Origin of the sequence: Acinetobacter sp. NIOH-H-8, from assembly GCF_046635365.1 — a bacterium.
GTDB lineage: Bacteria > Pseudomonadota > Gammaproteobacteria > Pseudomonadales > Moraxellaceae > Acinetobacter.
The window spans coordinates 1-12185 of the sequence record NZ_JBHDVN010000070.1; the positions used below are offsets into that span (position 1 = coordinate 1).

Below are 12185 nucleotides of genomic sequence, written 5' to 3' on the forward strand. Positions count from 1 at the left end.
CTGTTTTGGAAGCAGGAATATCAACACAAAAGCATTGAATAATTTTTTTAATCTTGTAGTGACTTAATTTACTGTTTTCTATCATGATTCTAGACTAACATAATCATTTTGCTAGTCTAGAGCCACTAAAATTAATCATCCAGACCTAGCCATTGGTGTTGTTCATAAGCACTATCCCAGAACAGCCATTCCAGACGTGCTGCATGGGTATAGGCCTGATGCATTTTTTCCAGAGTATCAGCATCGACCCGCGCTGCCACCCGATCCACAGTAGCAATTACATTGCGTACCGCTGTATGAAAATCTTCACCAGCATAAGTATCAATCCAGGCCTGATACGGATTATTCGGCGCTGCCTTATCGACAATATCCTTACCCACTTCTGCATAGATCCAGAAACATGGCAAAAGGGCAGCTAGAACCACCGGATAACTTTCTGCCCAGGCCGTTGCCTGTAAATAAGAAGTGTAATGATGGCAGGCCAGAGTCAAAGGTGTATTTTCAAATTGGGTTTTGCTGATGCCAAAATCCTGCATAAAGCCATCATGCAGGCTACGTTCGACCACAATGGCAGTTTTAGCGGCTTCACTAAACTGGATCACGTCATCTGCTTCAAAAGCTTTGGCTGCACACACCGCCAGCGCACGGCCATAGGCCAGCAGATAATGCGCATCCTGAATCACATAATGACTAAAAGCTTCACGGCTTAATGTTCCCTGCGCCAGTTGCTGGTTAAAAGGCAGCGCCAATGTCTTTTGATAAAGTCCGAGATTACGTTGCCATACGTCTTGAGAGAAACTCATACTGAAATCCTTAGCAGTTGAAGTCAAAACATCCAGCACTATAGCAAAGATGAATCTGTTTAAAAGATCAGCAAATCTGAAAAGCAGAAAATACCTAAAAATGGTTCAGGAAGTGCTTTGGTTTATACGGCAAAAGTTTCATAATTGGGACAACTTTGAGTCTTAGTATTTCTCTACGTTTAAAGAAATGCATTTAATGAAATTTATCTAAGGTCGATATATATGTTGAAACACTTTGGTTTCTCAATCGTATTTTCGATCGTGTGCCTTGGTTTGTCTGCTTATTGGGGATTCACCCATGGTCCGGAAGCGGGCCTGCAAACCATGTTCACAGCACTGACCATCACCGCTATTCTGGCGATTATGGAAGTGTCGTTGTCGTTTGATAACGCGGTTGTCAATGCATCCGTCCTGCGTGGTTGGGATCATTTCTGGAAAATGATTTTCCTGACGGTCGGGATTCTGGTTGCAGTTTTCGGGATGCGCCTGATTTTCCCGGTGGTCATTGTGGCCGTAACTGCGGATATGGGCTTTATGGAAGTGGTGCAGCTCGCCTTAAATGCACCCAAAGAATATTCGGCCAAACTGATGGCACATCATGCCGAAATTTCTGCCTTTGGTGGTGCCTTCCTGATGCTGGTATTCCTAAACTTCTTCCTGGATGAAGAAAAAGACACCCACTGGTTCCGCATGCTGGAACGCCGTCTGGCGCATCTGGCAAACGTTCCGGCGATGTCGGTCTTTATTACCCTGATTGCTTTATTAATCATGGATTTCCAGGTTGAAGAAGCAAAACGTCTGGATGTTATTCTGGCCGGGATCTGGGGGATCGTGATTTATATCGGCGTACAGGTCCTAAGCCATATGCTAGGCGGGGAACCGGAAGTAGACGAAGAGGGTAATGCCGTTCGTCACGATGCTGAAGGTGTACCGACTGGCGTGGTGAAAGCCGGTTTTGGTGGCTTTCTGTACTTAGAAGTGCTGGACGCCTCTTTCAGTTTTGACGGTGTGATCGGTGCCTTTGCGATTACGTCTGACGTGGTAATCATCATGTTAGGCCTGGCCATCGGTGCGATGTTCGTACGCTCCATGACTATTTATCTGGTCGATAAAGGCACGCTGGATGCCTATATCTATCTGGAACATGGCGCGCACTATGCGATTGGTGCTCTGGCATTTATCATGCTGGCAAGCAGTACCGGTGTACATATCCCTGAAGTGGTGACTGGTCTGATCGGTGTGGCTTTCATTATCTGGGCAGTCATTGCTTCGATCCAATATACCAAGCGTCAGTTATTAAAAGCAGGCAAATAGCCCCGTGATCGCTGAACAGAAGCGTAGCTCCGGCTACGCTTTTTTATCCATTGGAGCGTAAAACCTCGTGGTTCAGCACGAGGATATAAGCGACTGGAGTAAACCACATGAACGACACGAAATGTCGTTTTAAATACTTGTACTATAGTCACTATTAAGAAAAATACTGTTAAACTAATTGGATGAAGACACTCAAATTACGCATAAAAGACAAACATTGCAAGGTGCTAAATCAGTTAGCATCCGAAGTAAATTTTGTTTGGAATTATGTCAATGATTTGTGTTTTAAACATCTTCAAAAAAAACAACAATTCTTTTCAGCATACGATATTGCAAAATACACGAAAGGCACATCGAAAGAATGCAACTTGCACAGTCAAACTATTCAGGCAGTGACAGAAGAATTGGTCACAAGACGCAAGCAGTTCAAAAAAGCAAAACTAAAATGGCGTGTCAGTAATAAAAAATCAGCTAGACGTTCACTAGGTTGGATACCGTTTAAAAAGGTTGCAATCAAATATGCTGATGGCTGTGTTCAATATGGTAAACACCAATTCAAGTTATGGGATAGTTACGGTTTAAGTCAATACAGGGTTAAAACAGGCTCATTCGTTGAAGATAGCCGAGGCCGTTGGTATGTATGTCTTGTAGTTGACAATGCTAAAATAGAGAAAACCACCGCTAAAACCTCAATTGGCATAGATTTAGGTTTAAAAGATTTAGCCACTTGTTCAGATGGTGTAAAACTTAAAGCCCCTCAAATCTATCGGAAATATGAACAAAAACTTGGTATTGCTCAACGTGCAAAAAATAAAAAACGAGTGAAAGCAATTCACGCCAAGATTAAAAATGTAAGACAAAACATGCTGCATCAATTCAGCCATAAACTAGTAAAAGAACATGCAGCAATCTTCGTTGGCAATGTGAATGCCAAAGCATTAGCGCAAACCAAACTAGCCAAGTCTGTGTTAGATGCCAGTTGGACAACACTAAGAACCATGCTCAAGTATAAATGCGAGAACGCAGGGGTATGGTATGAAGAAGTCAATGAAGCCTATACCACCCAAACTTGTTCGTGCTGTGGCTCACGCTCCAGTAGTCCGAAAGGTAGAGCAGGTTTAGGAATAAGAGAGTGGCAGTGTGGTGAGTGTGGTAGCTCATGGGATCGGGATGTAAATTCCGCACTGAATATTCTTGCGCTCGGGCATGAGCGTCTAGCAGTAGGAATCCCCTTGCTTTAGCTGGGGGAGGATGTCAATTTTCAGATAGTCCTCATCTTTATTTCAAATAAAATTCATGCATTCCTTTGAGCGGAATGGCCTATAATCTACGCATCAAGATTAACTAACTCGATCGCCAGACTTTATGATGAATGCCTTAGAACGTCGCTCGACCTTTGCCCTGAGCAGTATTTTCGCACTGCGCATGCTGGGGTTGTTTATGATCATCCCTGTATTCTCTGTAGCAGGGCAGTCATATGAATATGCTACGCCGGCACTGATTGGTCTGGCGGTGGGTATTTATGGCCTGACACAAGCTATTTTACAGATTCCGTTTAGCCTGATTGCAGACCGCTATAGCCGTAAGCCACTGGTGGTTTTAGGCTTGTTGTTATTCGCTCTAGGTGGCGCGATTGCTGCAATGTCTGACACCATTTATGGCGTGATCATCGGTCGTGCGATTGCTGGTGGCGGGGCAGTTTCAGCAGTGGTGATGGCTTTATTGGCCGATGTGACCCGTGAAGAAAACCGCATGAAAGCCATGGCGGTGATGGGCATGAGTATCGGCCTGTCCTTTGTGGTAGCCTTTACCATGGGGCCGTGGGTGACAGGACTGGTCGGCATTTCTGGTCTGTTCTGGGTGACCACAGTGATGGGATTGGCCGCGATTGCGATGCTGTTGATGGTTCCTAAAGTCACTCGTCATCATAAAAATTTTCAGCAAGGTTATGTAGAGCAGCTAAAACAGGTCCTGAAAATGGGGGACCTGAACCGTCTGCATATCTCGGTATTTACCCTGCATTTGCTACTTACAGCGATGTTTATTTATGTGCCATCGCAACTGATTGAAGTTGCTGAACTGCCATTATCGAGCCATGGCTGGGTCTATCTGCCGCTGCTGGTCGTCAGTCTATTCTTTGCTTTTCCGAGCATTGTACTGGCAGAAAAATACCGCAAGATGCGCAGCATTTTCCTGACAGCGATTGGCGGTATTATCCTGGGTCTGCTGATCATGATTTTTGGTTTTGAGTCTAAATATGTGCTGATCGGTGGATTGGGATTATTCTTTATTGCTTTTAATGTCATGGAAGCCTTACTGCCCTCCTGGCTATCCAAAGCAGCCCCGATTCAATCCAAAGCCACTGCGATGGGCGTGAATGCCAGCAGTCAGTTCCTGGGCGCATTCTTTGGCGGGATCATTGGTGGACAATTGTTGTTACTCAACAACACTTCGCTCGGTTGGAGTATTTTATCGGCTATTGCTATAATTTGGCTGCTCATGAGTTTTGGGTTGGCTCAACCACGCTATCTTTCATCGCTCGTGCTTCGTCTGCCAGAGAGTAAACAAACAGATGAATGGACTTCTCAACTTTTGGCGATTCGTGGTATTGAAGAGGTTGTGGTCATGTCTGAACAGCAAGTCGCCTTTGTCAAGGTCGATAAACAGCAGGTTGATGATGTTTCGCGACAACAATTAACGCACTTGTTAGGTAAAGAGGTAGCCATTTAAACATAACTCTTATAAAGTAAAATATAGAAATAAATAGGAAGTGTACGTCTGATGCGTGGTGTTAATAAGGTCATTTTAGTTGGTACTTTAGGTCGAGATCCTGAGACCAAAACTTTCCCAAATGGTGGTTCTCTCACTCAATTCTCTATCGCAACCAGCGATTCATGGACTGATAAAAATACGGGCGAACGTAAAGAGCAAACCGAATGGCACCGTATTGTGCTGCATAACCGTTTAGGTGAAATTGCACAGCAATATCTGCGCAAAGGTTCTAAAGTTTATATCGAAGGTTCATTACGTACCCGTCAATGGACAGATCAAAGCGGTCAAGAACGCTACACAACGGAAATCCGTGGTGAGCAAATGCAAATGCTGGATTCTGGTCGTCCACAAGGCGAGCAGGGCGATAACGGGTTTAACCAGCCACGTTTTAATAACAATAACCAGGGTGGCGGTTATAGCAATAATCCACAAGGTGGTTATGGCTCAGCGCCTCAGCAAGGCGGTTTTAACAATAATCAAGGCAGTGGTTATGGCAACAATAACCAAAATAACCAGGGTGGTTATGCGCCGAAGTCTGCACCTGCTCCAGTAGCAGCACCTGCAGCCGATCTGGATGATGATCTTCCGTTCTAATCCCGACATTAGAAAGGCAAATCATCATCAAAACCCGCCATTTGGCGGGTTTTTCATATCTGGGTTCTTCTATTTTTTCACTGAGACCCACATCGTGATCACCGCCCGAAACACAACTTCTTCTGCAGTATCTTTAATTTCTACATTGACCAGATAATCGCTGCCTTCCTTCCATATAAAGTTAGGCTCGGCGGGTGTCGCAATCGCAACTAGGTCAGTAGTAGCTTTTTTGACATATTCGACCTGCATACCCTTGGGAATCCAGCGATGAGTTTTCGGAACGGTTGCATCGGTCATGGTGCCGCCTGCCAGTTCAGCCATATTGCACATGGCAATCGCGTGTACAGTGCCTAAATGATTCAGCACGGCACGATGTTTCTTGATGCTCACTGCACAATAACCAGGCTTTAAATCTTCAAATAGTGGAGAAATACTGCCGAAATAGGGGGCTTTTAGACAAAGTAATTTAGAAAAAAGATATTTACCGGCTGGCTTATTTTCTAGGCTTTTCCAGATTTTTAGGGCTTGGCTCATCTATAACTTCCTGTATATTATTTTTAATCAGAATAATATTCTCATACAGAATATTATTCTGTATTGGCGCATCTGACAAAAACCAGACATCAGGCTGCCAGCCTGCTTTTAAAAATAGAGAGGATTTAAATATTAAAGATGCAAAACATGGAATTGCTGGAAAAGATTTTTAAAGGAAGACGAGCTTTATTAAAACGTCAGATTCTGGAATGTGCATTGATAGAGTTTCTGTGTACAGGCATTGCTGCGACTACGATTGAAATGATTCGTGATCAGGCCGATACCAGCATAGGAGCGATCTACCATCATTTTAAAAATAAGGAGGGGATCATTGCGGCACTGTATATTGCAGCGCTCACAGATCAGTCGGAGCAGCGTTTGCAGGCTTTGTCACAAGTTCAGGGTATTGAACAAGGCATACAGGCGGTGATTCAGAGTTATATCGATTGGGTCGTAGCGTATCCTGATTTTGCCCGCTTTCTTTATGCCGCGCATCATACAGTTCAAAATAGTGACTTCAAAGAGGAATTGCAGCAGTCGAATCAGCAGCGCAATCAAGACTTAAAACAATGGCTGGCTCAGCAGGCAGATATCAGTCAATTACAAGCTGTTCCCTTAGAATTGCTTATATCACTAATCATTGGATCCACTGAAAGTTATTGCCGGAGCTGGTTATCTGGTCGAGTCCACACCTCCCCTAAATACTATGCAGCAGCCTTAGCAAAATCGGCTTGGCAATCTATACAGCATTTTCAAGAAAGTGAAGCCGCCAAAATCAATTAAACAAATCAGAAAGATAAAAATAAAAGGAATTATAAATCTAAAAAACCGATAGTTTTTATGAAAAGTTACGGTTTTACCTATTGGTGGTTTTTGCGTATTCTTAACTACATCAAATGAACACACACTTTCACGAGTAGATAGGAATAGACTTATGAGTTTAATCAATACTGAAGTTAAGCCATTCAACGCAACTGCTTACCACAATGGCCAATTTATTGAAGTGTCTGAACAGGACATGAAAGGCAAATGGTCTGTAGTATTCTTCTATCCTGCTGACTTCACATTTGTTTGTCCAACAGAATTAGGCGATCTTGCTGATCAGTATGCTGAATTCCAGAAACTGGGTGTAGAAATCTACTCAGTATCTACAGACACACACTTCACGCACAAAGCTTGGCACGATACTTCTGACGTGATTGGTAAAATCCAGTATCCAATGATCGGCGATCCAACCTGGACATTGGCGAAAAATTTTGAAGTGCTGATTGAAGCTGATGGTCTGGCGGACCGTGGTACTTTCGTGATCGATCCAGACGGTAAAATCCAGATCGTTGAAATCAATGCGGGTGGTATCGGTCGTGACGCGCAAGAACTGCTTCGTAAAGTAAAAGCGGCTCAATATGTACACGCTCACCCAGGTGAAGTATGTCCTGCAAAATGGAAAGAAGGTGAAGCGACTCTTGCTCCTTCAATTGACCTGGTCGGTAAAATCTAATTCAATAATACTTTATCGAGTTTAAAAAAACCCAGCCCTCAGCGCTGGGTTTTTTATTGTCTACTGCTCATGACTACTTAAATTAACGTCTTATAGCAAAGCTAAAGTTATAAGTAGCTACACAGAAATCTAAGAGTCGAATCATCTTATATTTGAAATACTGCATTCTATAAGTACGGTATTGATGACTGCTGATAAAGCTTAAAATGGCTGCATGTTCATCCTATTGTGTATAGGAGTAAAAGATGAAAAAAATTATTGGTGTGTATCGTAATCAAAACATGCACTGGGTCGGTGACGGCTTCCCGGTGAAAAACCTGTTTTCTTATGACCGTCTGGGGCAGGCCATTAGTCCATTTTTATTGCTGGATTATGCAGCGCCGTATCACTTTGCGCCAACCACTGAGCAGCATGGTGTAGGTTCACATCCGCATCGTGGTTTTGAAACTGTAACCTTGGCTTATCAGGGTGCAGTGACCCACCAGGACTCCAGTGGCGGTGGCGGTACGATTCAGACCGGCGATGTACAGTGGATGACAGCAGGTGCCGGGGTGGTGCATGAAGAATTTCATTCTCCAGATTTTGCTCAAAAGGGTGGCCTGTTTGAAATGGTTCAACTCTGGGTCAACTTGCCAGCCAAAGACAAAATGACCGCGCCACGTTATCAGGCCATTACTGCAGCTGAGATTCCACGGATTGAAATGGATGAAGGTGCAGGACATATTCGGGTGATTGCCGGAGAATTCGAAGGTCATCATGGCCCTGCGTATACCTTTAGTCCGGTAAATGTCTGGGACGGCGAGCTAAAAGCGGAGTATGAAACTACGTTGCATGTACCTCTCGGACATAATGCTTTGCTGGTTGTACTGGCGGGTGAGCTGATGGTAAATGGCAGTCAAAAAGTACTGGATAGCTCTATTGTCATGTTTGCGCGCGATGATGATCCTGAAATTCAGCTACAGGCCGATCAGAACGCTAAATTTTTGCTTTTGACCGGTGAGCCGCTGAATGAACCTATTCAAGGCTATGGCCCATTTGTAATGAATACCAAGGAAGAAATTATTCAGGCATTTCAAGATTTTAATCAGGGTAAATTTGGTGAAATCGCGGTACAGGCCGAATAATACAGTCAGTCTTAAAACAAAGAAGCCTCTGCACAAGCAGAGGCTTTTTTTTCTAATGCGCTGGAATTTCTTGTCGTTTTTACGAGTTTCTTGGATAAATTCATTTTGTTTATCTCTATGAATTTATCTCTTTCTTGTGCTGCATATTATAGAGTGTTTTGCGGTCTTTGTAAACCGATGATTAAAAAATCGGTTAATTAAATCATTTGTTTTTTAAAGATTTATTTTTAAATATTTAAATATAATGGCGGTTTAAGTTACTCTATATAAAGACGTTTTTTGCTATTCAAAAAATGTAATTTATTTGTAAAGTTACGTTAACTCAGACTTACGAAAAAAAAGTATTCTGGAAGATTTTAATAACCTATTTGCCGAAAGCATGGTTCATAATTTCTTTTAGTTTTTCAATGACGGATGATCAGATTGGATATCGCAGTAATTGGTAGTGGCATGGCTGGACTGGCTACTGCCAGAATTCTTCAGGACGCAGGGCATCGCATTACTATTTTTGAAGCGCTTCAAGGTCGCGGCATGGACAGTCATAGTCTCGAATTTGAAGGAGGCCTCATTGACGCACCTTTACGTGTGATGAATCCTTATCTGTGGAAAAATACCTTAAGTCTGGCGACTCATCTGGGCATTAAAACTTACCCGGTACGTACCTATATGGCCTGTAGCTGGCTGTTTGAAGATCGGGTAGAAACCTGGCTAACCACGTCACGTAGCAAGATTGGTAATATTCCGATTATCAATAACCGTAAAGGCATCCAGCAATATGGCTGGCGTCTGGTCAAAGGTTTGCTGCAGCTTAAAACAGCCTTGGCAAAATTCTTTAAATCTAAAAATCAGGACATCAGCCTAGCAGAATTTATCAATCGAAATGAGATTGAAGAAGTGTTCTGGCATGGTGCGGTGATGCCGGTGCTGTATACCATCTGTACCTGTAACCCGAAAACTATTGGTGAATGGCCAGCCAAACCGCTATTGATTTTCCTGCGTCAGCTAACGGATGGTGATGCCTTGTTACGTATGCAGGGCGGTACTCCGGCTTTGGTAGACAAACTGATTGAAGGCATTCACATTGAAAGTGGTGCACCAATTGTCTCAGTGAAAGAGCAGGGCGACAAAGTAATGGTAGAAAATGCAGCGGGTCTGTCGAAAACCTTCGATCGCGTGGTGGTTGCGACACCAACCAATCATATTGATGAATTCCTGGATCATGAACAGTTTGGCCGTGATATCGAGCTGTTAAAGAAATTCAAATTTGAACAGGGTGAATTGGTCATTCACCGCGATAGCAGCGTGATGCCACCAAAGCGTAAGGATTGGGCTGTACTCAGCTATATGATGGATCGCAAGTTTACCCGTCAGCAATTTACGGTTTGGCTGAATGCGGTTGAACCGAGTCTGGTGGGTAAATCACCGGTATTCCAGACCTGGCGCCCTGTGACTGAGATTGATCCGAAAAAAGTGATTTCATCAGTGACCTTGACCCGTGCGGTAGTAGATGCCAATACCATCGCTCTCAATAAAGAATTACAGCATCGCCATCTGGAAATGAACCGTAAAGTGTTCTATTGCGGTTCATGGTCATCGGATGGTTTGCCAATCCTGGAATCTGCAGTGACATCTGCTATGAAAATTGCCGCAATTATGGGGGCACCGTTGCCATTTGAAGGGCTTAAACCTAAGATCGAGGTAGCACCCCAACTCGGTTATTGATTGATGCAATGGTTTCAGGCACTTCGTCAGCGTCTTCCTCAACACAAATATGCAATTGATGCATCGTTGCTGGGAGACCAGTCGCAGTTGCCTTGGAGCAATCTGGGTTATTGGCGGGCAGGGCAGCAGGATTATGTAGCTGCCTGTCGAACTTTGGCCGACCGATTAGCAGAAACGGTCGGCTTAAATTCAAAAGATAAATTGCTGGATCTGGGCTGTGGCCAGGGTGCTAGCCTGCTGCACTGGCAACAACACTATCAGGTGCAATATCTGGCCGGTGTGGAACTTCAGCCAGCTTGTGTGGCGAATATTCAACAGCATTTACCTGATCTCAATGCCATCTATCCGACTTCTTTCCTGCGTTTAAAAGACATGCATTTTTCCCAGCGCTTTGATGTGGTGCTATGTCTGGATGCTGCCTATCATAGTCCCGTTCCCGAACTTCTCGAACAGGTATGCAGTGTATTGAACGCCAATGCACGGATTGGCTTTCATCATCTGATCTTGTCTGAAAAATGGAACAGCTTGAATGCGCTGCAAAAGCGTAAATATCAGTTTTTGCTGAAATCCGCCGATGTCGATTTAAAAAACCTGATGTCGAAAAATGAGCTTTATCATTGTCTGGAAAATTCTGAATTCAAGAATATTCAGATTGAAGATCTGTCCGAAGCGGTATTTTCAGGTTTTGCTAATTATGTAAATCAGCATTTAAATTCAAAGAAATTGAAACAAAAAGGCAAAAGACTGGATCAGTTTAAAATCCAGATGACGGCAAAGCTTTGTCAGAAGTTATATCAGGATGGGATTGTAAGATATGTGCAGGTGACGGCACAGGCGATCTGAGTATTCAAGGCAAAAAACAGCTATATAAAAATACCAAGCCCAGAAACATCAAAGCCTCACTAAAAAGCGAGGCTAAGAAAATGGTGCCGGCACACGGATTCGAACTGTGGACCTACTGATTACAAGTCAGTTGCTCTACCAACTGAGCTATGCCGGCGTTGTGGAGTGCATTTTACAGATTTTTCCTAAGGGCGCAAGCCAAAAAATAACCGTTCAATCTTATAACCAATTTTTTATTGCTGATCATTGAAGCATCTTCACTCAGGCATCTACATTTAAATCATGAAATTGCCCATATCAGTGATATGGGCAAGGATAAGGGGTTGATATTTAAAATCTATTATGAGTGAGTTAAAAGGGAATTATCTGCTTTTGAGTATCCGATCCAGGTCTTGTGCGCATTCCTCTAAAGTAAAGGCCATATCAAACTGCATTTGAGGTTTGAGTTCTTGAGCGAGACTTCTCCACTGTTCAATTAGTTTTAGGGCTTTTTGAATCTTATGTTTGTTGACGTCTTTGGCAATGGTCGGGGTATAACCACCGCGTTTGGCATTTTTTATCTGTTTCATGTAGTTTGCGCTGTTATTCATGTCCACTCTCCGAATAGCAGTGTTTCCACTTTTTTCTAACTCAAATAAGGAAGACTCAAGCAATAACGTTTTCTATCTTTAGGTTTTTATTCTCCTTTTATCCTGTTTTGATTCCACCATAACATAGCGATGATGACAATTAAATTAAGCTATTTTTATGCCAGTTTTTGTCTCCATCATATAAATAAACTAAAAGAAGAACATAAAGTTAAGAAATTAATAAAAATGGATATATCATGGTTTTATCCAGAGAATTTATTTCAATGGCTCTAGACTAGCAGATTTACACTTAATTTTACCTAATGAGGTTCCACAGCTCAGTTGCTAACTCATTAGGTTCCCTCATCCAACGCCATTCAGTTTCTTTAAGATGATAATCAAAGTACTCTTT

The 12185-nt window shown here is 43.0% G+C and carries 12 protein-coding genes, 1 tRNA gene and 2 pseudogenes; 9 read left to right on the forward strand and 6 right to left on the reverse strand.

Annotated elements, in window-relative coordinates:
* Together ACEWB7_RS15900 and tenA are read right to left on the reverse strand one after the other, a co-directional pair.
* A pseudogene (locus ACEWB7_RS15900) lies at positions 1–85 on the reverse strand (IS1595 family transposase); the annotation flags it as partial.
* A gap of 46 nt (positions 86–131) precedes the next feature.
* Positions 132–803 carry a thiaminase II gene (gene tenA, locus ACEWB7_RS15905; RefSeq protein WP_312319392.1) on the reverse strand — a complete coding sequence of 224 codons (672 nt, stop codon included), beginning with the start codon at positions 801–803 and terminating at the stop codon, positions 132–134.
* Positions 804–1025: 222 nt separating this feature from the next.
* Between tenA and ACEWB7_RS15910 the strand changes: the two genes are divergently transcribed.
* The 4 genes from ACEWB7_RS15910 to ssb all read left to right on the forward strand — a co-directional run bounded on the left by ACEWB7_RS15910 (position 1026) and on the right by ssb (position 5483).
* On the forward strand, positions 1026–2117 hold the full coding sequence (locus ACEWB7_RS15910; RefSeq protein WP_004781554.1) for a DUF475 domain-containing protein: 1092 nt from the start codon (positions 1026–1028) through the stop codon (positions 2115–2117).
* Between the two features lie 182 nt (positions 2118–2299).
* Positions 2300–3358 carry a transposase gene (locus ACEWB7_RS15915; RefSeq protein ID WP_312319387.1) on the forward strand — a complete coding sequence of 353 codons (1059 nt, stop codon included), beginning with the start codon at positions 2300–2302 and terminating at the stop codon, positions 3356–3358.
* 124 nt (positions 3359–3482) lie between these two features.
* Positions 3483–4847 carry an MFS transporter gene (locus tag ACEWB7_RS15920; protein ID WP_159123704.1) on the forward strand — a complete coding sequence of 455 codons (1365 nt, stop codon included), beginning with the start codon at positions 3483–3485 and terminating at the stop codon, positions 4845–4847.
* Between the two features lie 51 nt (positions 4848–4898).
* On the forward strand, positions 4899–5483 hold the full coding sequence (gene ssb, locus ACEWB7_RS15925; RefSeq protein WP_214001696.1) for a single-stranded DNA-binding protein: 585 nt from the start codon (positions 4899–4901) through the stop codon (positions 5481–5483).
* Positions 5484–5552: 69 nt separating this feature from the next.
* On the opposite strand, the gene ACEWB7_RS15930 is transcribed toward ssb, so the two are convergent.
* Positions 5553–6017 carry a hotdog fold domain-containing protein gene (locus ACEWB7_RS15930; RefSeq protein ID WP_214001695.1) on the reverse strand — a complete coding sequence of 155 codons (465 nt, stop codon included), beginning with the start codon at positions 6015–6017 and terminating at the stop codon, positions 5553–5555.
* A 138-nt stretch (positions 6018–6155) separates the two neighbouring features.
* Between ACEWB7_RS15930 and ACEWB7_RS15935 the strand changes: the two genes are divergently transcribed.
* From ACEWB7_RS15935 to ACEWB7_RS15955, 5 genes are all read left to right on the forward strand, one after another.
* On the forward strand, positions 6156–6800 hold the full coding sequence (locus ACEWB7_RS15935; RefSeq protein WP_214001694.1) for a TetR/AcrR family transcriptional regulator: 645 nt from the start codon (positions 6156–6158) through the stop codon (positions 6798–6800).
* A 151-nt stretch (positions 6801–6951) separates the two neighbouring features.
* Positions 6952–7515, forward strand: coding sequence for an alkyl hydroperoxide reductase subunit C (gene ahpC / locus ACEWB7_RS15940; RefSeq protein ID WP_005232609.1), 564 nt, complete (start codon positions 6952–6954; stop codon positions 7513–7515).
* 245 nt (positions 7516–7760) lie between these two features.
* On the forward strand, positions 7761–8639 hold the full coding sequence (locus tag ACEWB7_RS15945; RefSeq protein ID WP_214001693.1) for a pirin family protein: 879 nt from the start codon (positions 7761–7763) through the stop codon (positions 8637–8639).
* 414 nt (positions 8640–9053) lie between these two features.
* Positions 9054–10361 (forward strand): FAD-dependent oxidoreductase, encoded by a 1308-nt coding sequence (locus ACEWB7_RS15950; RefSeq protein ID WP_312319377.1) that lies wholly within the window; start codon positions 9054–9056, stop codon positions 10359–10361.
* Between the two features lie 3 nt (positions 10362–10364).
* Positions 10365–11204, forward strand: coding sequence for a class I SAM-dependent methyltransferase (locus ACEWB7_RS15955; protein ID WP_312319375.1), 840 nt, complete (start codon positions 10365–10367; stop codon positions 11202–11204).
* Positions 11205–11285: 81 nt separating this feature from the next.
* Here the strand turns inward: ACEWB7_RS15955 and ACEWB7_RS15960 are convergent.
* The 3 genes and pseudogenes from ACEWB7_RS15960 to ACEWB7_RS15970 form a co-directional block, all read right to left on the reverse strand.
* Positions 11286–11361, reverse strand: a tRNA-Thr gene (locus tag ACEWB7_RS15960).
* 205 nt (positions 11362–11566) lie between these two features.
* The gene (locus tag ACEWB7_RS15965) at positions 11567–11794 is read right to left on the reverse strand and encodes a hypothetical protein (RefSeq protein WP_004781576.1); all 228 of its coding nucleotides are present in this window, start codon (positions 11792–11794) and stop codon (positions 11567–11569) included.
* A gap of 295 nt (positions 11795–12089) precedes the next feature.
* Positions 12090–12185, reverse strand: a pseudogene (locus tag ACEWB7_RS15970) (IS1595 family transposase); the annotation flags it as partial.

Coding starts and splice junctions, on each gene's coding strand:
- tenA (WP_312319392.1), bottom strand. CDS start 803: ATGAGTTTCTCTCAAGACGTATGGCAACGTAATCTCGGACTTTATCAA.
- ACEWB7_RS15910 (WP_004781554.1), top strand. CDS start 1,026: ATGTTGAAACACTTTGGTTTCTCAATCGTATTTTCGATCGTGTGCCTT.
- ACEWB7_RS15915 (WP_312319387.1), top strand. CDS start 2,300: ATGAAGACACTCAAATTACGCATAAAAGACAAACATTGCAAGGTGCTA.
- ACEWB7_RS15920 (WP_159123704.1), top strand. CDS start 3,483: ATGATGAATGCCTTAGAACGTCGCTCGACCTTTGCCCTGAGCAGTATT.
- ssb (WP_214001696.1), top strand. CDS start 4,899: ATGCGTGGTGTTAATAAGGTCATTTTAGTTGGTACTTTAGGTCGAGAT.
- ACEWB7_RS15930 (WP_214001695.1), bottom strand. CDS start 6,017: ATGAGCCAAGCCCTAAAAATCTGGAAAAGCCTAGAAAATAAGCCAGCC.
- ACEWB7_RS15935 (WP_214001694.1), top strand. CDS start 6,156: ATGCAAAACATGGAATTGCTGGAAAAGATTTTTAAAGGAAGACGAGCT.
- ahpC (WP_005232609.1), top strand. CDS start 6,952: ATGAGTTTAATCAATACTGAAGTTAAGCCATTCAACGCAACTGCTTAC.
- ACEWB7_RS15945 (WP_214001693.1), top strand. CDS start 7,761: ATGAAAAAAATTATTGGTGTGTATCGTAATCAAAACATGCACTGGGTC.
- ACEWB7_RS15950 (WP_312319377.1), top strand. CDS start 9,054: ATGATCAGATTGGATATCGCAGTAATTGGTAGTGGCATGGCTGGACTG.
- ACEWB7_RS15955 (WP_312319375.1), top strand. CDS start 10,365: ATGCAATGGTTTCAGGCACTTCGTCAGCGTCTTCCTCAACACAAATAT.
- ACEWB7_RS15965 (WP_004781576.1), bottom strand. CDS start 11,794: ATGAATAACAGCGCAAACTACATGAAACAGATAAAAAATGCCAAACGC.